General features: G+C 39.0%; 30 protein-coding genes. 15 read left to right on the forward strand and 15 right to left on the reverse strand.

All coding sequences use genetic code 11. The annotated features are described in order from the left end of the window. Positions 1 to 349 precede the first annotated feature (349 nt). The 3 genes from AAV97_RS09155 to AAV97_RS09165 form a co-directional block, all read right to left on the reverse strand. Positions 350 to 1435, reverse strand: coding sequence for a DUF6670 family protein (locus AAV97_RS09155; RefSeq protein ID WP_046760398.1), 1086 nt, complete (start codon positions 1433 to 1435; stop codon positions 350 to 352). 34 nt (positions 1436 to 1469) lie between these two features. After that, positions 1470 to 2297, reverse strand: a complete 828-nt coding sequence (gene pssA, locus AAV97_RS09160) for a CDP-diacylglycerol--serine O-phosphatidyltransferase (protein ID WP_004826732.1) — start codon at positions 2295 to 2297, stop codon at positions 1470 to 1472. 163 nt (positions 2298 to 2460) lie between these two features. Continuing rightward, positions 2461 to 3318 carry a 23S rRNA (adenine(2030)-N(6))-methyltransferase RlmJ gene (locus AAV97_RS09165; RefSeq protein WP_005035691.1) on the reverse strand — a complete coding sequence of 286 codons (858 nt, stop codon included), beginning with the start codon at positions 3316 to 3318 and terminating at the stop codon, positions 2461 to 2463. Between the two features lie 115 nt (positions 3319 to 3433). Between AAV97_RS09165 and AAV97_RS09170 the strand changes: the two genes are divergently transcribed. Both AAV97_RS09170 and AAV97_RS09175 read left to right on the forward strand, forming a co-directional pair. Further along, positions 3434 to 4036, forward strand: a complete 603-nt coding sequence (locus AAV97_RS09170; RefSeq protein WP_005035690.1) for a 2OG-Fe(II) oxygenase — start codon at positions 3434 to 3436, stop codon at positions 4034 to 4036. A gap of 187 nt (positions 4037 to 4223) precedes the next feature. Further along, positions 4224 to 4751, forward strand: a complete 528-nt coding sequence (locus AAV97_RS09175) for a hypothetical protein (RefSeq protein ID WP_004826727.1) — start codon at positions 4224 to 4226, stop codon at positions 4749 to 4751. 104 nt (positions 4752 to 4855) lie between these two features. On the opposite strand, the gene AAV97_RS09180 is transcribed toward AAV97_RS09175, so the two are convergent. From AAV97_RS09180 to AAV97_RS09195, 4 genes are all read right to left on the reverse strand, one after another. Continuing rightward, on the reverse strand, positions 4856 to 5113 hold the full coding sequence (locus AAV97_RS09180) for a DUF2789 family protein (protein WP_004826725.1): 258 nt from the start codon (positions 5111 to 5113) through the stop codon (positions 4856 to 4858). Positions 5114 to 5348: 235 nt separating this feature from the next. After that, on the reverse strand, positions 5349 to 6335 hold the full coding sequence (locus AAV97_RS09185; protein WP_004826724.1) for a malate dehydrogenase: 987 nt from the start codon (positions 6333 to 6335) through the stop codon (positions 5349 to 5351). Between the two features lie 258 nt (positions 6336 to 6593). Further along, positions 6594 to 7253: a ribonuclease T2 family protein gene (locus AAV97_RS09190; protein ID WP_009586073.1), complete on the reverse strand. Its 660-nt coding sequence runs from the start codon at positions 7251 to 7253 to the stop codon at positions 6594 to 6596. A gap of 37 nt (positions 7254 to 7290) precedes the next feature. Beyond that, positions 7291 to 9264: a lytic transglycosylase domain-containing protein gene (locus AAV97_RS09195; RefSeq protein ID WP_046760399.1), complete on the reverse strand. Its 1974-nt coding sequence runs from the start codon at positions 9262 to 9264 to the stop codon at positions 7291 to 7293. A gap of 286 nt (positions 9265 to 9550) precedes the next feature. Between AAV97_RS09195 and miaB the strand changes: the two genes are divergently transcribed. From miaB to ybeY, 3 genes are read left to right on the forward strand one after another with little or no spacing between them, the layout of a single operon-like run. Further along, complete coding sequence (miaB, locus tag AAV97_RS09200; protein WP_004826717.1) at positions 9551 to 11005, forward strand: tRNA (N6-isopentenyl adenosine(37)-C2)-methylthiotransferase MiaB; 1455 nt, start codon at positions 9551 to 9553, stop codon at positions 11003 to 11005. A gap of 38 nt (positions 11006 to 11043) precedes the next feature. Then, a complete protein-coding gene (locus AAV97_RS09205; protein ID WP_046760400.1) occupies positions 11044 to 12153 on the forward strand; it encodes a PhoH family protein in 1110 nt (369 codons plus the stop codon). A gap of 9 nt (positions 12154 to 12162) precedes the next feature. After that, on the forward strand, positions 12163 to 12648 hold the full coding sequence (gene ybeY / locus AAV97_RS09210; protein ID WP_046760401.1) for an rRNA maturation RNase YbeY: 486 nt from the start codon (positions 12163 to 12165) through the stop codon (positions 12646 to 12648). 312 nt (positions 12649 to 12960) lie between these two features. Here the strand turns inward: ybeY and AAV97_RS09215 are convergent, their stop codons facing one another. Further along, on the reverse strand, positions 12961 to 13812 hold the full coding sequence (locus AAV97_RS09215; protein ID WP_004826709.1) for a PHP domain-containing protein: 852 nt from the start codon (positions 13810 to 13812) through the stop codon (positions 12961 to 12963). 44 nt (positions 13813 to 13856) lie between these two features. Between AAV97_RS09215 and AAV97_RS09220 the strand changes: the two genes are divergently transcribed. The 4 genes from AAV97_RS09220 (at position 13857) to mnmC (ending at position 17526) form a co-directional block, all read left to right on the forward strand. Further along, the gene (locus tag AAV97_RS09220) at positions 13857 to 14471 is read left to right on the forward strand and encodes an inner membrane-spanning protein YciB (RefSeq protein WP_004826707.1); all 615 of its coding nucleotides are present in this window, start codon (positions 13857 to 13859) and stop codon (positions 14469 to 14471) included. 27 nt (positions 14472 to 14498) lie between these two features. Next, a complete protein-coding gene (locus AAV97_RS09225) occupies positions 14499 to 14801 on the forward strand; it encodes a YciI family protein (RefSeq protein ID WP_004826704.1) in 303 nt (100 codons plus the stop codon). A gap of 4 nt (positions 14802 to 14805) precedes the next feature. Continuing rightward, entirely contained in the window at positions 14806 to 15330 is a 525-nt protein-coding gene (locus tag AAV97_RS09230) for a hypothetical protein (RefSeq protein WP_004826701.1), read from the forward strand. A 285-nt stretch (positions 15331 to 15615) separates the two neighbouring features. Then, the gene (mnmC, locus tag AAV97_RS09235; RefSeq protein WP_046760402.1) at positions 15616 to 17526 is read left to right on the forward strand and encodes an FAD-dependent 5-carboxymethylaminomethyl-2-thiouridine(34) oxidoreductase MnmC; all 1911 of its coding nucleotides are present in this window, start codon (positions 15616 to 15618) and stop codon (positions 17524 to 17526) included. 41 nt (positions 17527 to 17567) lie between these two features. Here mnmC and AAV97_RS09240 read toward each other — a convergent pair whose 3' ends face one another. Beyond that, positions 17568 to 17882, reverse strand: coding sequence for a rhodanese-like domain-containing protein (locus tag AAV97_RS09240; RefSeq protein WP_005035678.1), 315 nt, complete (start codon positions 17880 to 17882; stop codon positions 17568 to 17570). A gap of 91 nt (positions 17883 to 17973) precedes the next feature. Here AAV97_RS09240 and AAV97_RS09245 point away from each other — a divergent pair, with 91 nt between their 5' ends. The 3 genes from AAV97_RS09245 (at position 17974) to AAV97_RS09255 (ending at position 19648) form a co-directional block, all read left to right on the forward strand. Then, positions 17974 to 18462, forward strand: a complete 489-nt coding sequence (locus AAV97_RS09245) for a YajQ family cyclic di-GMP-binding protein (RefSeq protein WP_004826694.1) — start codon at positions 17974 to 17976, stop codon at positions 18460 to 18462. Positions 18463 to 18490: 28 nt separating this feature from the next. Then, a complete protein-coding gene (locus AAV97_RS09250) occupies positions 18491 to 18994 on the forward strand; it encodes a DUF4442 domain-containing protein (protein ID WP_009586131.1) in 504 nt (167 codons plus the stop codon). Between the two features lie 138 nt (positions 18995 to 19132). Continuing rightward, a complete protein-coding gene (locus AAV97_RS09255) occupies positions 19133 to 19648 on the forward strand; it encodes a nuclear transport factor 2 family protein (protein WP_046760403.1) in 516 nt (171 codons plus the stop codon). A gap of 72 nt (positions 19649 to 19720) precedes the next feature. On the opposite strand, the gene AAV97_RS09260 is transcribed toward AAV97_RS09255, so the two are convergent. The 3 genes from AAV97_RS09260 to AAV97_RS09270 all read right to left on the reverse strand — a co-directional run bounded on the left by AAV97_RS09260 (position 19721) and on the right by AAV97_RS09270 (position 21492). Beyond that, a complete protein-coding gene (locus tag AAV97_RS09260) occupies positions 19721 to 20089 on the reverse strand; it encodes an acyl-CoA thioesterase (protein ID WP_181447883.1) in 369 nt (122 codons plus the stop codon). Positions 20090 to 20163: 74 nt separating this feature from the next. Beyond that, the gene (trxC, locus tag AAV97_RS09265) at positions 20164 to 20595 is read right to left on the reverse strand and encodes a thioredoxin TrxC (RefSeq protein ID WP_004826686.1); all 432 of its coding nucleotides are present in this window, start codon (positions 20593 to 20595) and stop codon (positions 20164 to 20166) included. Next, positions 20596 to 21492, reverse strand: a complete 897-nt coding sequence (locus tag AAV97_RS09270; protein WP_009586087.1) for an alpha/beta hydrolase — start codon at positions 21490 to 21492, stop codon at positions 20596 to 20598. A 126-nt stretch (positions 21493 to 21618) separates the two neighbouring features. Here AAV97_RS09270 and AAV97_RS09275 point away from each other — a divergent pair, with 126 nt between their 5' ends. From AAV97_RS09275 to msrA, 3 genes are all read left to right on the forward strand, one after another. Next, entirely contained in the window at positions 21619 to 21957 is a 339-nt protein-coding gene (locus AAV97_RS09275) for a TIGR01244 family sulfur transferase (protein ID WP_004826681.1), read from the forward strand. Between the two features lie 192 nt (positions 21958 to 22149). Beyond that, the gene (locus tag AAV97_RS09280) at positions 22150 to 22494 is read left to right on the forward strand and encodes a hypothetical protein (protein ID WP_009586098.1); all 345 of its coding nucleotides are present in this window, start codon (positions 22150 to 22152) and stop codon (positions 22492 to 22494) included. 275 nt (positions 22495 to 22769) lie between these two features. Then, entirely contained in the window at positions 22770 to 23291 is a 522-nt protein-coding gene (gene msrA, locus AAV97_RS09285) for a peptide-methionine (S)-S-oxide reductase MsrA (RefSeq protein ID WP_009586139.1), read from the forward strand. 91 nt (positions 23292 to 23382) lie between these two features. Here the strand turns inward: msrA and AAV97_RS09290 are convergent, their stop codons facing one another. The 3 genes from AAV97_RS09290 to AAV97_RS09300 are packed head-to-tail and all read right to left on the reverse strand — an operon-like array spanning position 23383 to position 25254. Next, positions 23383 to 23787: an ExbD/TolR family protein gene (locus tag AAV97_RS09290; protein WP_004826673.1), complete on the reverse strand. Its 405-nt coding sequence runs from the start codon at positions 23785 to 23787 to the stop codon at positions 23383 to 23385. After that, a complete protein-coding gene (locus AAV97_RS09295) occupies positions 23787 to 24410 on the reverse strand; it encodes a MotA/TolQ/ExbB proton channel family protein (protein WP_004826672.1) in 624 nt (207 codons plus the stop codon). Before AAV97_RS09295 ends, AAV97_RS09290 begins: the two co-directional genes overlap by 1 nt. Positions 24411 to 24438: 28 nt before the next feature. Then, positions 24439 to 25254 carry an energy transducer TonB family protein gene (locus AAV97_RS09300; protein ID WP_005035655.1) on the reverse strand — a complete coding sequence of 272 codons (816 nt, stop codon included), beginning with the start codon at positions 25252 to 25254 and terminating at the stop codon, positions 24439 to 24441. Positions 25255 to 25346: the final 92 nt, after the last annotated feature.

Raw genomic sequence — 25346 nt, forward strand, 5'->3', positions numbered from 1 at the left:
AATCAATGATAATATTTCGATTAATCAATCAGTAAAAATCCACACAAGTTGTTCTTCATATTCTCTTAATGATCTTCTTCACGCTTCGTCAGCATCAAGCTAGGTCGGCTATATTACTCTCTATCTCTAGAAAGTCAACTGTGATTTCAAATTATTTTTTAAACTTCCTTTCTAAAACCCAACTTAATCAATTTAACCAAGTCATTGTTTTATAAGAAGTTTTAATCTTCATCACCGCCGATGGATGTGCATTCTACAGCATTCCTAACCTAACACAACCCCTTTTTTTAATCTTTCTGTTCGGATGGATGTTTTTTCCTCAAATTCACCCTTTTTTTTGCTTCTTTATCTATTTTTTAAGCATTATGAGCGCAGGTTGGCTCGATTTACTGGATAATTTATTTTCTTTATCGATTTCTTGCCACTTTAAAGGGCGACAATCAATATATTCACAATAACCACTTTCGCCTTGGTAGCGTTGTTCATTGATTTGCAGTTGATAACTAAAACTACCGACATAACCTGCCGCTAAACCAAATTTATAATCACCCCGACTTTGAGCTTGGATACTGATAGAAATTTTTTCATCTTGGTATTGCCACTCAAACTCTCTGGGCAAATACATTTCTTGTTGGTTAATCGTTTTTACTTTAGGGAAAACACGCTGAATATTAAATACAACTTGTCGATCAAACATTTTGGCTTCAAGTGTTTGAATATTTCGCATATAGATACGAGAATGCAAGGTGTTATTCATTTGGTCACAACTATAAACACAAATGATTTGTAACTCATCATTCAATTGAATGAGTTGATAAGTGTAGAGCGCATAAGGAAGATATGGAAAATTCACCATACGCATATATTCAAAAGCCGCGTATTGTTGAATATCATATTTTTGATCTTTGTATTGGATACAACCTTCACAGTGCGCAACCAAAGACCAATTCTCAGCAAAACCAAATTTCAAATGAATAAAATGCGAAACCAAAGGCAAAGTCGTGATCTTTAAATCAAAACTTAATTCGCTATCCCACCTTCGCATTACAAAATTTGGAATTTTTCCAAAAACCTGTTCTTTTTGACCAAACTCAAATTTTACTTTGGATTGATCATCAACCTGAAACTGACAATCATGCTGAATCGAATAGCCATTGAGTTGTCCCACCATATGGGCACTTGTACTGCCCAATACAGTGGCAGTATCTAAAGCAGTGGTCGAGATTTCATTTTGATTGCAGAAAACAGCGTTATTCGGTTGCCCGATCAAACTATAGAAATTGAGATAATGTAATGGAGCCGGTAAGTTAGCCAAAACCAACTTTTGATGCGCAATTTTGTATTTATCTTTGGGAGGGTGATAGCAAAGTTCAGTGGGCGTTTGAGCTTGATTCAGTTGTTTAGACTGATCTAAGAATTCTTGAAACAACCGCATATCAAGCTCCTTACCATAGGTTTTATTTTATATCTTATTCAACCGTATTCTTTCTTGCCAAGAATGTTGTTACAAAACCAGAAATAGCATAGATAATTGAAATCACCAATATTCCTACAGGAATATTATAAGTCATTGCTGCAAGGATAAATACAGCGATTGGCAATACAAAGAATGGTACTCGCTTACGATCCACTGTTTTAAATGAATAGTATTTAATATTGGAAATCATCAACAAACCAACGGCAATAATGACAAACGCATTGGTTGCCTGAATAGCACCATCTTTAAGATTAAAAATATAACTGAAATCTTGTCCAACCCAAACCCATGCGATAATAATGATTGCAGCCAAAGGACTCGCAACACCGATAAAATAACGTTTATCGACCACACCAATTTGTACGTTAAAACGTGCTAAACGGAATGCAGCACAAGCCGTATAAACAAAACAGGCAGCCAAACCAATTCTACCTAAATCATGCATACTCCAGCTATACATTAAGATAGCAGGTGCAACACCAAACGCCAGCAAGTCTGAAAGTGAATCGAATTGCTCACCAAAGGCACTCTGTGCACCAATTGCACGTGCCACTCGACCATCCAAACCATCAAATAATGCTGCCAGGAAAATGGCATAAATCGCTTGAGTAAAATCACCATTCATACTGGCAATAATGGAATAAAAGCCTGATAACAACGCTGAAGTTGTAATCAGGTTCGGCCACAAATAGATCCCGCGACGTTTTACTTTTTGCCCTTCATGCGTATGCTCTTCCTCTTCAACCTCAAAAGTAATGCCATCAAATCCAAGGTCTTGGTTTGAAGAGTTTGGGCTTTCTGGTTTATTTATATTTGTCATTTTCGAATCCTATCTATGGCTCTTATTTTGGAGCTGTTGATATCTCACCTAAGATTTTATCACATTCATTTCTAAGTGAAATTGATACGAATTACTCAAATTATTTGGTCATAATTTGTAATTCGCATCATTATTCACCTTTCTAGCTATTGCCAGAAATGAATTATTCGCCCACCAACCAACGCACAGCAGCATGCCCACCATTTTCACTCATGCGCAAATGTGGGAATAACCATTGCAATGCTTCATCCGCATCTTCAGAAAATTTCCATGGTGGATTGATGACCAACAAACCACAACCATTTAATCCAACTGGCGTATCGTCGGGCCATACACAAACTTCACAAATCAACTGACGGCGAATCCCTGTTTTAATCATTTTCTTTTCAAAACGTTCAATCATGGCACGGTCTTTGATCGGATACCAAATTGCGAATACACCTGTAGACCATTTTTTATATGCAGCAGCGATTAATTCAACCAGTTGCGGAAAGTCTTTACGTTCTAACTCATAAGGTGGATCAATCATCACCAAACCACGTTTTTCTTTTGGTGGAATTACCCCTAAAAGCCCTTCGTATGCATCACGTTCATGCAAGCCTGCACGTTTGTCGCGGATATTAAAATACAATTGCTGAAACACATCACGCTGCATTTCAAAGATTGTTGCCTTGTCTATATCTCGCATTGCTTCAAGTGCAAACCAAGGTGAGCCTGGATAAGCACCTTTTCCAGAACCTGCACGCATATCTTCAACCACTTTGAGGTATTGTTTTACCCCTTCTGGTGCATTGCGTTTAATTGAATCATCAAGCTTAACGAGACGATGAATGCCCGTTAAGAATTCACCTGATTTTTGCGCTTCAGATGTAGATAAATCGTATTTGCCCGCACCACCATGTGTATCTATATAACGATAGGGTTTGTCTTTAGCATTGAGACGTGTCAATAGTTGGAGCAATAACACATGTTTCATGACATCGGCAAAGTTGCCTGCATGGAAATGGTGACGGTAATTCATGTTTCGATTAATTCCTGAGTTCAATGGTTATTTTAACACGAAAAAATATTTCTTCACTGTCCATCGTTTGTTCTAATATAGCAACAGCCCCTCAAACACTAATTTTTGGTTATTTATGGAAGCACTTTCCCTCCCAAAGTCATGGAATGTTGATCAAATTCTTGATGATTTAGATCAACATGGATTTACTGTTATTGACCATGCCTACCCGGCTGAATATGTACAACAATTGATGCAAGAGTGTACCGAAAATTTAAACCGTTTCCGTGATGCGGCAATTCAAAATGGTGTAATCAGCAAGATTCGCAGTGATCATATTTTATGGATCAATGAAGATTTAGAAATTGCTCAACAGCATATCCAAGCGTTGCAACAGCTCGTTCAAATTTTCAATGCAACATTTTACTTGGGAATCAAAGAAATCGAAGCTCATTTTGCTTGCTATAACGCAGGTGAGTTTTATGCCTTGCATCGAGATAATCCTCAAGGCAAAAATGGTCGTATGATTTCTACAGTGTATTATTTACATAATGAATGGCAGGATAACTGGGGAGGTAAATTGCATTTACAAGACAAAAATAATGTATGGCATACTTTAGAACCCAAACCCAATCGAATCGCCTTATTCCAAAGCGACTTATTGCATGAAGTTCTTGAAGCTAAACATCAACGGCTTTCAATTACAGCATGGCTCAGAAGCGATACCCCTATCCTATAAGTGCTTTAACGAAAAGATCAGCCATATTGCAAATTCTTGTAGTTATAAAACTTTTAGGATTATTGAATAGCTTTGACCATTTTGGTCTTGAGTATTTAAATATGCAACGCTCCATCTCAAAGTAATCGGCTTTAAATTATTGAAATAAACCTCATAATAGAGTGTAGAAATTAAGAGGATTCAGCATATGTTTGATAATACAAAACAAATCATCTCGCGTATTGGTGAAACTGATCAATTGTATTTGTCAGGCAATACACCTGAACTTGCACTTGAACGTGGTGATCTACGTTTACAGTTAGTCACGCAAAGTCATTCAAAACAGGAACAGATACATTTTTTACAAGAAGCGATTGTATTACTTGAAACTGCGCGTCTGGAATACGAAGAAATGCCGATGTCATTGTATATACAGCTTTCTTTGCATTTAGCCAAAGCCTATATGATTTACTTTGAACTGACTAAAGAATCGCGTTATGCCCTGATCACACAGCAAATCTTGAAACCGATGACTCAACATGAGCATGCAGATATTTACTTTATGTTGGCTTATGCTTCTGTAAGCAAGCATGATTTTGCTTTGACTCGTCATTGGTTAAATAAATATATCAAAACTGCAGATTTTGATTTAACACTACTTCGACAACATCATGCTTTTCAACCTGTTCGAAGTGAACCTTGGTTCAGCCAAATGATCCAAAGTAAATTACATTAAGCATTTGGTGTAAAGTCACCATGACATGAACTGGCGACCCTTAAAAAAAGAAAAGATGGCTAGTGTAGCCATCTTTTTTGTTGCGCTTGGGAAAAGTGAAAGCGTTAAGCTGTTTGTAATTTATAAGCATCTAAATGGAGTTGTTGGTTTAACTCGTCAATCCAAATTGCCCAATCATCATCTTGTACCAAATGACTGATTAATAAATCACGCTGAGATCTATTCCAAAATGGTGCTTCATGTAGAGACACATTTGCGGGTAGCTGGTGGGTTCGTACATAAAGTTCAATCGCTGCTGAACTATTGGCTAAACCCAGTTGGGAAAACAGTAACTCTAAGGATGGTTTGTTCGTCCTGAGCATATCGCCCTCCTTATATAAGTTTATTTGTCATTAGATATACAATTAACTTATAAGAAAGGTCATACAAAAGATAGTTGTATTTTTGGTTTTCTTGTTTCAATTTGTGATTAAAATTCAAACAAAGCTTGCTTCAACAGACAGTGTTTCATTGTATTGTGTTCAATTTCACCAATAAAAAAGCACTCTATGTAGAGTGCTTTTTCAAAATTAATCTTAAATAGATTAAATTTTTTAATTATTTAAGCATATCTGCAATTGCAGCACGCTCTTCTTCAAGTTCTTGAAGTGTTTTATCCATACGTTCACGGCTGAATGCGTCAATTTCTAAGCCTTCAACACGTTTGTATTCGCCATTTTCACAAGTTACTGGAACACCGTAGATTACGCCTTCAGGAATACCATAAGAACCGTCTGAAGGAATTCCCATCGTTACCCATTCGCCATTTGTGCCGAGTGCCCAATCACGCATATGGTCGATTGCAGCATTTGCAGCAGAAGCAGCAGAAGAAAGACCACGTGCTTCGATGATCGCAGCACCACGTTTACCAACAGTTGGAAGGAATACGTTTGCGTTCCAATCAGCATCGTTGATTTTGTCTTTTAGGTTTTCGCCATTTGCAGTTGCAAAACGGTAGTCAGCATACATTGTTGGAGAGTGGTTACCCCAAACTGTAAGGTTTTTGATGTCAGCTACAGCAACACCAGCTTTTTGAGCAATTTGAGTTAACGCACGGTTGTGGTCAAGACGTAACATTGCAGTAAAGTTTTTCGCTGGAAGGTCTGGAGCAGATTTCATTGCGATATAAGCATTTGTATTTGCAGGGTTACCTACAACAAGTACTTTTACGTCACGGCTTGCTACTTCGTTAAGCGCTTGACCTTGACCAATGAAGATTTCACCGTTCACTTTCAACAAGTCAGCACGTTCCATACCAGGACCGCGTGGACGTGAACCAACCAATAACGCGTAGTCAGCATCTTTAAATGCAACTTTTGGATCATCAGTACCGATCATGCCAGCCAATAATGGGAAAGCACAGTCATCTAATTCCATCATTACGCCTTTAAGCGCAGCTTGAGCTTTCTCAAATGGAACTTCTAACAATTGCAAAATAACGGGTTGGTCTTTACCAAGCATTTCACCGCTAGCGATACGGAATAATAAGCTGTAACCGATTTGACCAGCTGCGCCAGTAACGGCAACGCGAACAGGTTGCTTCATGTAATTATCTCCAATGAGGATCGTTAATGTGATTAAACGGTTAAATCCGTTTTAATCGAATTATCATAAACGGCAAAGATTGTACTCCAATCCTTTGACACTTGCATGTAAAAGAGAATGAATTTCAACAAAAGTATGATAGGAAATATAAATAAAATAGCTCAAAAAGAATGGGTTCTAACGACAATTCAGCTTTATTTGTGAATATATCTGCTTTTCAGGGATGACCAGACACAAAATCTAAAATACCAACAGCGGCTAATATGTACCCTTGATTGAGAATGTATTTGGACAATTTGAAACAATATGATTCGAGCATTGTTTATACTGCCCATTGACCCGATAACATACTTGAACTTCAGTTAATACTGGATTTGATGATGAACTTTGACAAGTGAAGCGAATACTATCATTGTTCATTCCCGGATTTAATCTTACAAATTGTGTTTTTAAAGCATTGTGCTGTACGTTTTTATTTTCTGAACTGGTCAAATCTGCTGGAATTTTAAGTCGATCAGCCAAATTGATAACTGTTCTAAAATACTGACTGGCATTCATCGGGACACATCCCCCCACACTCCGCCAAAGTTGAATGCGGGCATTTTCCTCTGGCATCACTCGAGCTACAACCTTTGCCTGCAAAGGCGTTAAGCTTGCAGATGAATTGGTGGTGCAATTTCTCTCAGTTGTTTCGGGCAATAAACCTGAAATCGTTAATGAATATCCTTCTAAACATTTGCGTTGTTTTTGTTTAGATGAATCCAAGGCACAAACCGCTGGCGTCAATTGCACCTGCATCACATAACCTTGTAATTGCGGTGCTGCATGTAACGGCACATTGACCAAAAAAAATCCCGCACAGCATACAGTCAATGCCGTGCAAAACTTCTTTAATTTACGCAAAATATTGAAAATCATTGATTTACCAACAAAGTTTCATCCAAGTTTAAAGCGATTATTGTGATACACGAGTTGGAATCACAGGCATACGACTTTCAATGGCTTGAGGTCCTTGTCCTAATAAAATTCCATAATGCGCAGCATTGGTCATCACATTTTTTACATAGTCACGAGTCTCATTCAAAGGAATGGACTCTGTATACTGATCTGCTGAAAGATTTTGATAATCAGGTTGCCAACGTTTAGCACGGTTTGGTCCTGCGTTATAACCTGCTGTTGCCAAAACTGGATTACTGCTTAATTGCCCATGTATCATTGACAAATAGAAAGTACCATAACGAATATTGGTATTGGCATCACTGAGTGCAGCAGGATTATATGTTTCACCCATCTGTCTTGCCACCAATTTTGCCGTGCCTGGCATGATTTGCATCAAACCGCCCGCCCCCACATGTGAACGAGCAGCGGTGACAAAACGACTTTCTTGGCGCATTAAACCATATGCCCAAGCAGGGTCAATCCCAGCATTTCGGCTATGGCTAACAACTAAAGATTGATGTGGTGTCGCATAACGATAGGTATAGTTGTGTTTTTTCTCTGTACGCTCTGCCGCATAGATTGCCCGATCATACCAGCCCATATCAGTGGCACGTTTTGCAGCAGCAAGCAGTAATCCATCATCATGCTTCAAGTATGCCTGACGTACAGCCCAATTCCATTCTCTATTGGTATAGGTTGCTGGGGCATTGATATTACGTAAAGTAAACGCACGACGAAAATGAATATCACTATTTAACCGTTGTTGATCGTCTGTCGAGGGTTGCTCTCTTGCTGGGCTATCATTATATTTTTGCCCCAAATGATCTTTGGCAAGCAAATTATGATAATCATCGCCTGACATAGCCAAACGCTGATAAATCTCACGTGCTGTTCTTTTCGATAGCGCATCACTACGTTGTTCAGACGCACGTGCTAACCAATATTGCCAACGATCTTCTTGTTTTTGCGTGACGCTCATACTGTCAATTGCACGAATCACACTTTCCCATGCACCAAATCGTATCGCTTGGCGTGCATACACCTCAGCTTCTTCAGCGCTAAAAGGCACACCATAACTGGCATCAAAGTTTTGCAGCACTTCGCGATTAAAATTATTTTTCATGACTGTTGTGCCACCTATATAGCCCACAGTACGATAAATATATTTTTGCACATCTTCTGGCACACCCTGAACCAACTTAGGTACAGACTGCAAAGCACTGGTTAAATCTGTATCCGCTGCACGACCCAAGGCATACACTAAATAAGCATAATCTTGCACATTCGTTTTCGGTGCTGACCATAAGTAATTGAGTGGATTCGCTTGAATTTGGTTTAACTGGGTCAAAGATAAATTAATACCAATTGATTGTGCTGTCGCTATAGCCAAACCAGATTGTCCTGCTCTTAATTGTGCATAAAGACGTTGTTGACGATCTTGTGTCGTCATCAGTGGACTAGACAACATCATCCGCCCCAAACCATTACAGGATTCAGGCTGAGTGTTGGTCGTCAGCCAAACATCTTTGAATTCAGCAAAAACCAAGGCATCACCTGTTTTGGCACGAACTTGTGCAACGGCACAGCGTTCTGCTTGGTCTGGATTGGTGACATATTGCAATACAGGTTGGGCACTTGAAAAATCTGCTTGTTTGACTTTTTCTTCCACATAGTCTGCCGCTAACTTTTCAGCCATTGCCGATTGTGGGTAACGTTGCGCAAAGCTAATAATGTTGCCAGCAGGTTGAAAAGCAAGATTAGCATTCAACATCCAATATTCAGGATAGTAGCCTAAAGTATCATTTTGCATTGAGACACGGTATTGTTCTAAAGCACTTGGATTATTGGCATTACGCAGCGCATCGTTAAACTGCTCTTCAGCCGCATAAGTCACTTGCAGGCTTGTACATGCAACTGTGCCTAAAAGGTAAAGTTTTAATTTATTTTGCTTAAGTTGCTGCTTTAACACCGTTTTTCTCTCAACTTGCATGACGTGCCTTGACTTGCTGATGCACTTATTTGTGCCTAGTTTAATTATTCTAATCCATTTCTACTGTTGTGTTATGTAACCTCATGATTCATCATTAATAATCTATTCTGTTTTTCTTGATTTTTTTCATTTGTGTTCCTCACTGTTCTTAAGCTAGCAGTGATATTTAAATATTTCCCTGAATTCCATTTAAATGCTGTAAAATAGCGCGCCTTTTGCGAGTCTGTTAAAATAACAAACTCAATGCGAATTTAAAATTCCCTTTATTCATAGGATAGACCCCTCCATGACGGTTCAAACCTTCATTCCAAATGGTGCCAAAGCTGCCTCAGAAAACACTGTAACCCAGCCACAGCACACCCCAGCCGACGGTACGGTTAAAAAACTGTATATCGAAACGCAAGGGTGTCAGATGAATGAGTATGACAGTCATCGTATGGCAGATCTTTTAGGCGACTCACACGGTTATGTGCTCACAAGCGATCCAAGTGATGCAGATATTCTACTGATGAATACTTGTTCAATCCGCGAAAAAGCCCAAGAAAAAGTATTTTCGGAATTAGGACGCTGGCGCAAACTTAAAGAAAAAAATCCTGATCTTGTTATTGGTGTCGGCGGTTGTGTTGCTTCACAAGAAGGTGACAACATCCAAAAGCGTGCGCCTTATGTTGATATGGTTTTTGGTCCACAAACTTTGCATCGTTTACCGCAAATGTTAGATCAACATGTTGATCAAATTGAAAAACCTAAAAAAGATAAAATTAAGCTGGTGGATATCTCATTCCCTGACATTGAAAAGTTCGACTTTTTGCCTGAACCACGCGTAGAAGGCTACAAAGCATTCGTTTCTATCATGGAAGGCTGTTCAAAATATTGTTCATTTTGCGTAGTTCCCTACACACGTGGTGAAGAAGTATCTCGTCCTTTGGATGATGTCTTGGCAGAAATTGCAGGTTTGGCTGAAAAAGGTGTGCGTGAGATCAGTCTATTGGGTCAAAATGTGAATGGTTATCGTGGTGAGACCTTTGAAGGCGAAATTTGCACATTCGCAGATTTATTGCGTCTTGTTGCAGAAATTCCAGGTATTGGTCGCTTACGTTATACCACCTCACATCCACTCGAATTTAATGACGATTTGATCCAATGCTATCGCGACTTACCACAAATGGTTTCACATTTGCACTTACCTGTGCAAAGTGGCTCAAATGATGTTTTACAAGCGATGAAACGTAATCACACCATTGATGTTTATATCGAAAAAATTGCCAAATTGCGCAAAGTTCGCCCAGATATGCATTTATCTTCAGATTTCATCATCGGTTTTCCGGGAGAAACAGATGCGCATTTTGAAGAGACTTACCAGTTTATCCAAGATTTAGACTTTGACCATTCTTATAGTTTTGTATATTCAAAGCGTCCAGGCACACCTGCATCTGAATTACCAGATGACACACCTGATGAAGTGAAAAAGGAACGTTTAGCCAAAGTTCAGCATTGGATTAAGCAATCCAGTATCCGTAAAACAGATGCTATGTTGGGTACTATTCAACGCGTTTTGGTTGAGAATGTTTCGAACAAAGATCCAAATTTATTGGTGGGTACAGCCGACAATACACGTTTAGTAACATTTGTAGGTGATGCCTCTTGGGTCGGACGCTTTGCAGAGATTGAGATTACGGAGATTAAGACCTTAAATTTAGTTTACGGAGAACTCTTGAATCTTGAGCCTGACGTGGCGTAATGTAAGGGTATAGACTTTACTTTTAAAAAGGATATCTCTTGACTGCAGCGATTCGACGTACAGTAGCTTTTCCAGGTATTTCAGTTGAACGTTTAAAAAGCATGCTTGGTGCTTATAACGGTCATCTGAAACAAATCGAACAACGTTTAAATGTCAGTATTTCACACCGTGGCGACAGCTTTTATATTGATGGTGAATTAGAAGCAGTGGAGCGAGTTGAAGCCTTATTGCAGCGTTTGCATGCTGAAGCTGAACTCTCTCAAGAAATCAGTGCTGATACGATCCATTTAATGATTCAAGGCAGTCAAACTGACCGCGAGTTACAAGAAGACCTTTCGGACAATGAGCACACAGGCTTAGATGAAGTCTGGTTGCAAACCCGCAAAGGTCGAATTAATCCTCGTGGTGCCAATCAAAAGCGTTATGTACAACGCATTTTACAGAGTGATATTTCTTTCGGGATCGGTCCTGCGGGTACAGGGAAAACCTATCTTGCCGTTGCTGCCGCTGTCGACATGCTCGAACGTAACGAAATTCAACGTATTCTTTTGGTTCGCCCTGCTGTTGAAGCTGGTGAAAAATTGGGCTTTTTACCGGGTGACTTGAGTCAAAAGATCGACCCTTATTTACGCCCACTCTATGATGCACTCTATGAGATGCTTGGCTTTGAAAAAGTTGCAAAACTTATCGAACGCCAAGTCATTGAAGTCGCACCACTTGCCTATATGCGTGGTCGAACATTAAACCACTCATTCGTGATTTTAGATGAAGCTCAGAACACCACGCCAGAACAGATGAAAATGTTCTTAACACGACTAGGTTTTGGTTCTCGTGCAGTCATCACAGGTGATATTACACAGGTCGATTTACCACGAGGACAACAGTCTGGTCTGGCACACGCCTTACGAATCATCGAAAAAATCAAGGAAATTCATATCACACGTTTCCATTCTCGGGATGTGGTTCGTCATCAGCTGGTACAGAAAATCGTCGAAGCTTATGAAGGATGGGACAGTGAACAATATCGTTTAAGTGCTGAAGCACGTGCTGAACGTAAAGCACGTCAGGAAGCCTTAATTGCTGAAAATGATTCTGCGGCAGATGCTCAACACCTTGATGCAACTGCTTCAAATCAGGAAAATGTTTAAGGACTGTTTTTGAAACTTAGCTTATCGTTACAACAATCGTTTGAAGCACCAACTCTGGTGCTCAAACGTGCCTATTTAAAGAAAGTCATTGAAACCACTTTACGTTATATCGAAGTTGATCAAGATTGTGAAATTGGAATCGCTTGCGTAGATAATGAAGAAAGCCATCAATTAAACTTTGAATATCGTGAAAAAGACAAACCCACCAATGTGTTGTCTTTTCCAAGTGACATTCCTGAAGAAGTGCTACCACTTTTGGATGCGTTACCTTTAGGTGATTTAGTCATTTGTATCCCGGTGGTGTTGCAAGAAGCCATTGAACAGCAAAAAACGCCGATTGAACATTTTACCCATATGTTGGTTCATGGAACACTGCACTTGATGGGTTATGATCATGAAACTTCAGATCAAGATGCCGAAGAAATGGAAGCATTAGAAATCGAGATCTTAAAAAAACTTGGCTTCGAAAACCCTTATACTGTAAAAGAAGATTGATCTTCCGATCAAAATTAAATCCTTCTAAAAAGAAGGATTTTTTATTTCATCAAAACAGTACCTATGCACATCATTACCACGCACCACTCGCACGCATAGCGATACTTTGGAATCACCAAATATAAATCAACCTAAGCATATAGTTTGGTATTTTTCATCATAGATGGTCGTACTTACATATGACATGTGGATGCCTTCCAATGCATGGAAGACTCAAAAGATATGAATTGTAGCGCTCACACAGCATCAGTAAATCCCAAGCACCAGCGACACAAAATATTTTAGACTGCACGTTTAAGACTTCAAAAAATATTATCGAAAACTTTCCCAAATTCCAATTTGCCCTTCTTTCACGTGTGGAATATTGCCCAGTTTAATCCAGGGCATATTATCTCCATGAAAATCACTGCCTACTGAAACCTTTAATGCATGTTCAGCAATCATTCGATCAACCATTTGGCGTGTTGAAGCGGTTTCAATCGCAGGAGGTAACTCAATAGCATCGCCCCCGTGTTGAGCAAATAATTCAATCAAATAACGAATATTGGTTGCTGATAAATCATAGCGTGTAGGATGTGCCAATACCGCAAAGCCCTGACTTTCATGAATTACTTGTATTGTTTCTGCCAAGCCTAAACCATCAAACTTCACATAAGCTTTTTTGCCCTCTTTGATGTATTTATCAAATGCTTGCTGTGCGCGCTGCACAATGCCCTTTTCAACCAATGTTTTCGCAATATGCGTTCGTGTAATTCGATCAGGCTCACCATCTACCTTTGCCACAACATCGGCATAAATATCTTGGTGAATCAAAGGAATCAACAACTCACAAATTTCCTTTGCTCGTTCCGCACGAATTTTTTTCTGTGCTGTTAAAAGCCGTTGTAAAGGTTCAGGATTTTGCATATTGAGTGCAACGATATGTACGCCATAACTCTTTTTTGTGGCGGGTCTAGACCACTGACTCGATATTTCTACACCTGAAATGATTTGAATTGGTTGATTTTTTGCAAATTGTTCAGCTTGTATTAAGCCATCCATGCTATCGTGGTCCGTCAATGCAAGCGTATGTATGCCTTTTTCGATGGCAGCTTCAACCAGTAATGCTGGTGTTAAAGTTCCATCAGAAATATTACTGTGAGTATGTAAATCTATGCCTTGCATCTTTTATACTATCCCATCAACCTGAACAGACTAGATACTTTAACATGAAAGCACTTTTAGACTTTGTGCCCCTCATAATTTTCTTTTATTTATACAAAACGGTTGATCCCAAAGATGTTGATCATCCCTTACTACAGTTGATCGGCTCAGCAGGTGGTGTAAATAACAATAACATTCTTGTTGCAACAACAGGTTTGATTATTTCAATGCTTGTTGTCTATGGTGCTTTATTCATTTCACAAAAATTCCGTCTGGATAAACAACAATGGTTTGTTTTATTTATGACTGTGATTTTTGGTGGAATCACTTTAATGTTAAGTGATGACTTCTATATTCGCTTAAAAGCTGCAATTCTGAATTTAGTTTTTGCAGGCGCTTTCTTGCTTTCTCCTTATTTTGGTAAAGATAAAAAACCACTCATTCAACGACTATTTGGTCCGGTTTTAGACCTGACTGAAAAAGGTTGGAAAAATTTAAACTTTGCTTGGGCAGCGATGTTCATTGTGATGTCAGGTTTACATGTTTTCTTTGCTTTTTTATTTGCAGGCGGCAAATATTGGGGAGAATTTACAGCATTTGGTGACATGATTGTGATGTTTTCCTTTATCATTATCCAGTTTGTTATATTACGAAAACACTTCAAGTCAGGCGACGAATAAAGTGTTTTAGAAAAATCGAGAAATATCATGCCATTATTTGTAATTACCTGTACTGATCAAGAAGGTACAGTAGAAAAACGTCTTGCTGTACGTCCACAGCATTTGGCTCGACTAGAAAAATTAGATGCTGAAGGTCGTGTTATTGTGGCTGGAGCAATGCCCGTTGATCGTGAAAATCCCCAAGCAGGTTTTTATGGCAGTACGATGATTCTTGATTTTGAAAGTCGTGAGGCATTAGATGAATGGCTGAAAGACGAACCTTTCCTTAAAGAAGGAATTTATCGTCATATCGATGTTAAGCCATTCAATAAAGCATTACCTAAGGGATAACAAAATGCGCGTTGTCGTTCAAAGCTTACTTCGTCTGACTTTAAGTTCTACGATACTTCTATCTCCTATGTTATGGGCAGAGCCAACACAGGCACTCACAGCTCAAACAACGACAGCAGCGCCTTCCGCTCAGGCGAACCCAACTGTCGCGCCACCAAAACCCAATATCATTCCTGCAGTTGCTGGTGCAAATGCGACAGTTCAAACTCAGGCACAGGCACAAGAAAATAAACCTTTGACTGCTGAACAAATTGTCAAGGAAAAAGCGTCTCAAGATGCCAAAGTCAAGGCTTTAGTTAAAGACCAAGCAACTCGGTTGCAACAGCTTGAAAAAGCCAATTTAGAAGCCTTGGCGCAGAACCAAGAATTACAATTGAAAAATGATAATCTTGGAGTGCAGGTTCAAGTCCTACAAAGTGAACAAAGCGCACAAATGTTTTTATATGGTGCAGCTACCATTGCCGTGGGTGTATTACTTGGCTTTTTAATCGCAAGCTATATCTATACCAAACGCCGTCGTCAGTGGTAAACCACGATCAAGACCGCATTCATCCAGATACTCTAATGCCCTTCACGTATAAAAGTTGTTTTCGACATTTTTATGCCTGCTGGGCATTCTTATTGAAATATGTTTTAGAACAGCTAGACTACATTTAAATGCGATTTACCTACTGGAAAAAGTTGTAAATAGTATCTAGCGTCAAATCAAGTGTTGTAAATCTTCATGATCTGTTGGCATCATAATGCTCTATCGTTTTGAATATGAATAATTTCAAGCGTTCTCCACATCTCAATCATTAAAAGGTAATTCACGTTGTCAAATGCCATTCAAACTGCCGACTTAGACTGGCAATGTGTTGATGGAATTGAAGTTCCAATTTCAAAACAATTTGGTGATGTCTATTTTTCAAAAGACAATGGACTACTAGAAACACGACATGTTTTTTTGAATGGCAATGACCTTGAAACCAGACTGGGGGCTTTGCGTGATTTTGAGTATTTTTGTGTAGGTGAGACAGGTTTTGGTACAGGACTCAATATTCTCGCCTTATGGCAACTTTGGCAACAGGTTCGTCCCGATAATCATAGTCACTTGCACGTCATCAGCGTCGAAAAGTTCCCACTGTCTAAGCAAGATTTAATCCGTGCTTTAGCAGTCTGGTCTGAGCTAAAAGGTTTTTCACAACAACTGATTGAACAGTACCCCTTACCAATTGCAGGATGCCATCGTTTAAACTTTCCTGAAGCCCGATTTTCAATTGATCTTTGGTTAGGTGATGCACATGATGTCTTTCCCCTTATTGCAAAAACCCATCCCGTCAATGCATGGTTTTTAGATGGTTTTGCGCCTTCATGCAATCCTGACATGTGGGAAGCCAATGTTTTAAACAATCTCATCAGACTTTCTGACATAGGAACAACATTTGCCTCATTCAGTGTAGCAGGCGTGCTTAAGCGCGGTTTAACACAACACGGTATCACCATTTCACGTCCACGTGGTTTTGGACATAAACGCGAGATGTTAAAAGCGATGTGGAATGCGCCTGAGACCATTGCAGAACAAAGCCAAGAACAACAACTACACATTCATCCCACCTCAACAGATCATTTTGATCAACGTCAAATTGCGATTATTGGCGCAGGAATTGCGGGTTTAAGTTGTGCATGGGGTTTGGCTCAACGTGGACATCAAGTTACGATTTACGAGCAATCTGCCCCATTATCAGGTGCATCTGGTAATCCCTTGGCATTGCTCAATCCAAAACTCAGCCCGATTGAGCAGAGTTCAGAACATTTAATGACTTTAGCTTGGCAATATGCGCTTAATCATTATCAAAATTTTAGTGCCTTTCGTCCGATTGCCGTTCAGCAACTGGCACAAAAAAATCCGGATGAATTGCTTCACTTAGCGAGTGAATATCCTCAAGATTTACTTAAAGCACAAACAGCGGAACAACTCGATCTGCACACTCAATACAAAAGTTTGCAGTTGACTCAAGCAGGTTCAGTCTATCCGCAACAACTCAAAGATCAAATTCTTGAACATCCGTTGATTCAATTAAAACATGCCAAAATCGAAAATATTACTCAAACAAATGTTCAGCGACTGACCTTATTCGATCATCAGCATAGCCCTCTGGGCGACTTTGATCATGTGATTGTTTGCTGTGCCAAAGACAGCCAACATTTTTTTGAAAACTTTCCCATACTTAAACCCATCCGTGGGCAAGTGAGTTGGCTCAACAACAGTCAACACAAACTCAATCCCAAACATGCTTATAGCTACGGCGGTTATTGCATGCAACTTGATGATCAACAGTTGATCTTAGGCGCTTCTTTTTATCCTAATCGAGATGATAGTGAAGTATTAGCGGAAGACCATGTGCATAACTATGATCTTATCCACAGTGTATTTCCACAATATGCAGAAAGGCTCGCACCTGTTGCAGAATGGCATGGTCGTGCATCCGTACGTGCGCAGAGTTTGGATTATTTCCCATTGCTCGGAAAAGTTGAGAAAGACAAAGAAATTTATACTTTTTCAGGACTGGGTTCTAAAGGTTTTTTATTTGCACCATTGTGTAGTGAAGTTTTGATTGCAATGATTTTAAATGAAGCTTGCCCTGTGCCAGAAACGCTTTTGAGAAAATTGGATATCAAACGTTTCAATAAAAAACTAAAACCAAAGAAACCATACTTCAAGCCAAATCATGTTGATCGTTAATCACATCTACTGACAATAAAAAAGCGCCTTTCGGCGCTTTTTTACGAACCTTGTTCTAATGGTAAGCCTGCATCACGTGCAGCACGAGTACCGCCCATAAGCACGACATAATCGCGAGAACCATCTAAACTTTCTAATTTTTCAGCAGCACGAGGTGCCTTACTTCCACCGCCACATAAGATGTAGATGGACTGATCCGAATTCACTTGAGTCAAGCTCTCTGCACTTAGGCTATCGATGGGCTGATTTACAGCACCTTTCACATGACCTTCAGCAAAGGCTTTTGCGTCACGAACATCCCAGATAATGGCATCTTCTGGGAACTCAAATGTTGTAATTTCTAATTTACGGATCATTGTGCACTCCTTTGATGTAAACAACACTTGGCAAATGAAGAAAACATCCCTAGCATCTCAGATATTCTTTCTATTTGTAAAGGTCTAAACTATGCCATCTTTCGATATTGTTTCAGAATTAGAGATTTTTGAAGTCAATCATGCGGTTCAAAACACCCAAAAAGAAATTGCTACACGCTTCGACTTCCGTGGTCAGGATGTTTCTATCGAGATCAACGAAAAAGCCAAAGAGATTAAAATCTCAACTGAAAGCGATTTCCAATGTGAACAGGTTTATAGCATGCTTGAAAATCATTTCTTTAAACGTAAAGTTGATATCCAAGCACTTGATCCTCAAAAAATGACGGCTTCAGGTAAGAATGTTATTCAAGTGATCAAACTCAAAGATGGACTTGACTCAGATACCGCAAAAAAAATTAATAAAGCCATTAAAGAAAGCGGCGTCAAAGTGCAATCTTCTATCCAAGGTGACAAGATTCGTGTAACGGATAAAAAGCGCGATACATTACAGCAAGTTATGGCGTTTTTAAAAGAACAACAGTTCGGTGTACCTTTACAATTTAACAACTTCAAAGACTAAAGTCTTTAATAGCCCTATAGGTTAAGACATGACTCAGACCAATCGTTTATCTAAACTTGTAAAAGCGACTTCTAAATTCCCTAAAGGCATTCGTAGTACGCTCTGGAGTAAAGCCTTTGGTCGAGTTGTCCCTATGGTGGGTACAGCCAATATTAAATATCTCGAGGTCAGCTCTTCAAAAGTGGTGGTGGAGATTAAAAACCATCGCGCTATGCAAAATCATATTGGTCAATTACACGCTGTTGCAATGGCATTAATTGCAGAAACAGCCACAGGTTTTGTGACAGGAATGAATGTTCCTGATAGCTCAATTGTATTGATCAAAAGTATGCATATTGACTACAAACGCCCATCTAAGGGTGACATGACAGCAACAGCTACCCTTAGCCCTGAACAAATTTTAGAAATGCAGACGTCTGAAAAGGGTGAAACCCTAGTTCCAGTTACGATTATGGATGAATCAGGCAAAGAACCTGTAGAGTGCCAAATGGTTTGGGCATGGGTATCTAAAGATCGCCTAAAAAATAAATAAATGTAAATAAAACTTACTTTTAAGTAAGTATAAAAATTACTAAAGTCCCCATAATGAATGACGATTGGTCACTATATTCATCAATATTTATTCATCAAGATGATGTTAAAACATCATCTTGAAATATTGAGAATAATCATGAAATCCAATATCCCACGTAAATTAATTGTATTGATGCTCATGTTGAGTCCTGTTTTATTTTTAACAGCATGTGCCCAAAATCAAATCAACTCTAACCGCACTAACAACAGCACAAAAGTCGTGGCGGTAAACCAGCTTGCACAACAGAACAAAGCACTTGTGACTGATTTTTATGAGGGTGTATTTCAGAAACACCAAGTCAAAACTTATGCTGATCGCTATATTGGTGAACAGTATATTCAACACAATCCACGTGTTCCTGATGGCAAAGCACCATTTGTGAACTACTTTACCCAATATTTTCAAGACAATCCGGAAGCAAAAAGTGTGATTAAACGTGCGGTCGCTGAAGGAAATTTAGTATTTCTACATGTTCATTCCACAATGAATCCACAAGATCGAGGTGTTGCGATCATCGACATTTTTAGAGTTGAAAATGGCAAGATTGTTGAGCACTGGGATGTACGACAACCCGTTCCTGAGGCTAGTGCCAATCAAAACACCATGTTCTGAAACAGCAAATCTGTACTGTTCGAACCCATAAAAAAATCCCAAACAATGTTGGGATTTTTTAATTTGAAGCCATCACACTGTTTGTGATGCAAGGTGCTTTTGTTTGACATCCTCAGGAATTTGTCGTTTATTCCCTGTAACGTCTACAGCAACAAAAGTGAATACACCTGCTGTTACACGCTTGGCAGCACGTGAACTGTCGTGACTGTCCCACACTTCAATCTGCATTTGAATGGAGGTATTCCCCACTTTTAAAATTTTGGTATAACAACTAATCACATCACCCACTTTCACTGGAACAAGGAAAGTCATTTGATTAATCGAAATAGTTGCACAACGCCCTTTACTAAAACGTTCTGCATGAATAGCGCCAGCCAAGTCCATTTGTGAAACAATCCAACCACCAAAAACATCACCACTCCAGTTTGTATCCGCTGGCATTGCGATGGTTTGTAAAGACAGTGTACCTTCAGGTTTTACATGAGAATCTGACACAATAACTCCGAGCCCGTGAATTACTTAAGGGCATTCAATTGTTGATCTAACCATTCTTGTAATTGGTTAGCCCGTAACGCACCGCTAATTCTAGCAACTTCTGTGGTTTTATTCATTAAAACCAAGGTTGGTATGCTACGAATATTAAATGCACTACTCAAACGAGGGTTGGCTTCTGTATCAATTTTGGCAAAAACCACATTGGGATTACTGCCCGCCACTTGGGCAAAATGAGGTGCCATCATTTTGCATGGACCGCACCACTCTGCCCATAAATCTATCAGGATAGGTAAGTCACTGTGACTCACAAAATTACTAAAATTCTGTTCATTTAATTCAATTGGAGCAAGTGGTATAAGATTTTGATGGCATTGCCCACAACTCGGCTGCGCATTCAGCTTGTCTTCAGGAACACGGTTTTTTGCGCCACATGATGGACATACGATAATCATCTAGCTCACTCCTATATGTTGGTGTAAAAAGTCTAATTGGGTCAAAATTGCTTTTTCCAACCATTTCCCGTGATAAATATCAAAATGCGCCATATCCCACTCATGATATTGCACAAAAGGTGCTATGTTCGTCGCCGTTTCTCGACTAGATTCTATTGGGATAAAACTGTCTTTTTTAGAAGCAATAAATAACACTGGAATATTTATACTTCTTACTGTCTGAATCGGTCTAAAACGAATTAAGTTAAAGAAAACACGTGCAGGAACTTCACCACTCCAAAAATAATCGGGATGTACAATCGACATATAACCGCTGTAGCTATCTTTGGTTGGAATGAAGCAAAGATCATAGGGATGCACGACAGGTAAGGTACGTGGCAGCATCCCAACTTTTGCCCCCATATAATCTTGACTGGATATTTTTAAAGCTTTAGGAAGCTGCTGAATCGGGAATGATTTTGCCGTTTCTGCCCCATCGACATAAGGTACCTGTACCATGATCCCTTGAACATTTTTAAGTTCACTGGCAAGGCTCAATACATAACCACCACTCAGCGATGTCCCCCATAACACCATTTTCTTAGAATTTATTTTCTTTTGTGTTGCCACATAATTAACGACCGTTTTCCAATCTTCCATCTGATTTTGTAAAGAAATCAGTTCACGGGGAAAGCCAGTACTCCCTCCCCAGAAACGATAGTCAAAGAGCACAACCGCATAACCAGCTTGCGCAAATTTTTGTGCATATGCAATCAGTCTAAATTGTCTGAGACAAGCAAAGCCATGTGCCATAATGATTACAGCTGGTTTCTTTAAGTTTTTAGGACGATAAAAATCTGCGGCTATAACTTCTTGCCCGATCGGGACATACAGTGGTTCAACTGTATATGCGTACATACACACTCCATTGCGTTATCTTTTATAGATATTTCTTTTATAAATCTTTTGTAGTCCAAACTCAGTTCTGAGCTTAATGCTATTATATATAGCATATTTGATTTTAAATAATATAGGAGTGACGAAATGAGTGAAAATGTTGGTTTCGCAGGTCAAATAGGTCCAGAACATATTGCTCAAGTTGCAGAGAAAGGGTTTAAGTCTGTGATCAATAACCGCCCTGATTTAGAGGGTGGTTCAGAACAGCCTACCAGCGCACAGATCGAAGAAGCAGCACGTGCTGCTGGGTTAGATTATGTATTTTTACCTGTTGTTGCAGGACAAATTACAGAAGTCGATGTCAGAACGTTTGCGAATCGTTTTAATGAACTTCCAAAGCCGGTCCTTATGTTCTGTCGCACAGGCAATCGTTCAAATAATCTTTACCAAATTGCCAAGCAAATGGACTTATTAGACGACGAATAAAGATTGTTTCATTGAAACAAATATCATTGAGAAGCATTATTTCTTGATTAATTTTGGAATATGAAAATCATTAAAGCCATTTCAGTATACTGGAATGGCTTAAGTTAAAATATTGATGAAAAATAAAATTTAAGAATTTCACATAAAATGACGTATGTTAGTTATATAGAAAATAAATAGTTGGTGAACAAAATGTCATTCGTCATACCAGTGTGGGTTGATTATGGGGCGATTGAAGTGCTCTGGTATAGCCCTTTTGACAATATGGAAATTATTATTTCATGGTGGGAAGATCAAGAAAGTATTGATATATATAAATATAAAACAGATATCCAAGCTGCTAAAGCGATCCTACCCAATGGAATAATAATAAAAGTTACAACGCATAAAGAATCTGATTTCTTCTACAAAATACATGCAGAAAAAAAAGTCATTCTTATGCTTGATAACGATTACACATCGTATTTATCCTTTGAAGGAAAGAAATATTTTCATAAAGGAAAGCTTAATTTTTCTCCTACTCCACCCAGCATTTAAGCGAATACAAAAAACTTAACAACCTCGTTGGTATAAAATCAATTTTTTATGAGCGCATTTTTTCAAATGTCTTTTACTCACACGAATACAATAAGCTTTGACAATTTATTTATATTTTTTTGATGTTAAATCTAGCTACAATTTCCACTGACTGATCAACTTAATCAGGTTGTAATACTATCTATTCTGAAATAGTGATATGACACTATCACATCATTCACGCTATGATCATTTAGATCATATTTTTTCCTATTCAATAAGAAAAGGATTTCTCAATGCAACAAGCTTTATTCGGTGGTGGCTGTTTTTGGTGTACAGAAGCCGTTTTTTTACAGCTTAAAGGTGTTCAAAAGGTGGTAAGTGGTTATGCTGGTGGGCATACAACCAATCCTACCTATGAGGCGATTTGCAATGGAGATACCAATCATGCTGAAGTGATTTTGATTGATTTCGATCAACAACAGATCAACTATCAACAATTGCTCACTGTATTTTTTGCAATACATGATCCAACCACATTAAACCGTCAAGGCAATGATATTGGCACACAGTACCGTTCTGTCATTTATTATTTCAATGAACAGCAAAAGGTCGAGTCTGAAAGCTTTATTGAGCAACTCAAAGCAGATGGGCTAAATATTGTCACTGAACTCAGTCCAGCCCCAATCTTCCATCCTGCGGAAGAATATCATCAAAACTTCTTTGCTCGAAACCCTGCGCAGGGATACTGTAATTTTGCCATTCCTCCTAAACTGCTCAAATTACATAGCCAATTCCAAGACTTACTCAAAGATTAAGTCTTTTTAAAATTTAAAGCGTTTAAAATCCGTATAAAAAAACCTCCCATCTGGGAGGTTTTAAAAAATATTATCATTTTCTTGTTATTTATTAATTATCACTCATAAACGCAAGATCATTTAATCCTGCCTCACTTGCACGTGACATCACTTGTGCAACAGTATCATAACGCGACTCTTTATCGGCTCTTAGCTGAACAGCTGGTTTAACAGCTTTTTGTCCTGCTTCATCAAATCGTTTTGATAATTCATCTAAAGTAATGATTTGATCATTCCAAGCCACTTCGCCTTGCTGATTAATACTAATCGTAATGGCTTCAGGAGGTGGAGCATTCACTTCAGCGGTAGTTTTCGGTAAGGTTAACGGTATCGATGGGTTAGCAACGGTTGCTGTCACCAAGAAGATGATCATCAATACCAACATAATATCGATCAGCGGAATAAGATTCATCTCATTCATGCCAGAATCGTTGTCTTCTCCCAATTGAAAAGCCATTAAGCTTGACCTCCAACTAAACCTTTATTTGTTGCTTCAGCTTCAACTTTTTTTGTTGAAGATTCTTGCTGCAACATCGTATCAATCAATAAACCATGTGCTTGATCTTGTAATTCATTTGACAAAGTGCGATTGAAACGTACACAGATGTTATACGCCAATACAGCAGGAATTGCGACTGCAAGACCAAGCCCTGTCATGATCAACGCCTCACCAACAGGTGTTGCAACTTGCGCTAAACCTGCTTGACCGCTTTTACCGACAGCAACCAATGCATGGAAAATTCCCCATACTGTACCAAATAAACCCACAAATGGTGCCAGTGAAGCAATCGTACCTAATACAGAAACACCCTTTTCAGCATTGGCTTTCTCTACTGAAATCTGACGCAATAAAGCTTGTTCTGCAACTGCTTTACGTTGATCAAATCCAAGTGGTGCAAGTTTTGCCTTTAATGCACTCAACGCTTGAGCGAGATGGTCTTGAGCAACCTGCTTGAGTTGACGCGTGCCCAAAATACGCAAAATGAACACAGTCCACGTTGCAATAGACATTGCCAATAACACGAAATACAGTGTTTTACTGACCGCATCAGCATGTTGCCAATAAACTGAAAAGTTCATATGCACATTTCCTAATTCTTAAAAAAAATCATTTTTTAGAGACTGACAACGCAAAATCCTGCCTAATTTTAAATGGTACACCAGTGCCATTTTCTTTGTAGGCTTTAAATTTTGCAGATTGTGTCTGTTTAACAACGTAACTGTCTAAACTTGAGTTACCACTCGATTGGATCACACGTACATTGGTAATATTTCCATTCGCATCTGCGGTAATTTCAAGATTTACAACCTTTGTACCATCTTCAGGTGACATCAGTTTAAGTAACTGGTCTTTTGCAATTCGAGGACTGCGATTCCAAGACACTTGTCCGTCACTGACATTACGTGGCGTATTTCTTTGTTCTTGCTCACGACGCTGACGGTCACGTTCCTCTTGTTCACGCTTCTGTTGATCCAAACGTTTTTGATCTTCTAAACGCTTTTGCTCATCTAGACGTTTTTGCTCATCCATACGCTTCTGATCTTCTAAACGTTTTTGATCATCTAAACGTTTCTGCTCTTCAAGCTTTCTTGCACGATCATCATTTACAACAGGTTTTTTCTGTTCAATGATTTTCGGTTTAACCACCGGTTTCGGTTCGATTTTCTTCTCTACCGGCTTAGGTTTAACTTTAGGCTTGATCTGTTCAACAGGAGGTGGAGGCGGTGGTGGAGCATCTTCTTTGAGCTTTAAAAATTTGATTTTTAAAGGTTCTTTCTTGATTTGAGGTAATTCAAAAGCCTTCATATTACTGATTCCCCACAATACACCTACATGCCCAACAATAACTGCTAAGACTGCAGCAAGGACTTTTTTCTTCATCGGTGGAGGCGTTTGAAGTGGTGCAGAGGAAGACTGACTCATAAGAATCTAAATACCTAAAATTGAGTAAACTGTAAAATAATCAATTTACAGATTAAGCTCATCGGATAGAACAATTAAAGTGCAACAATGAT

Source organism: Acinetobacter sp. Ag2, assembly GCF_001005515.1.
Lineage (GTDB): Bacteria > Pseudomonadota > Gammaproteobacteria > Pseudomonadales > Moraxellaceae > Acinetobacter > Acinetobacter bereziniae.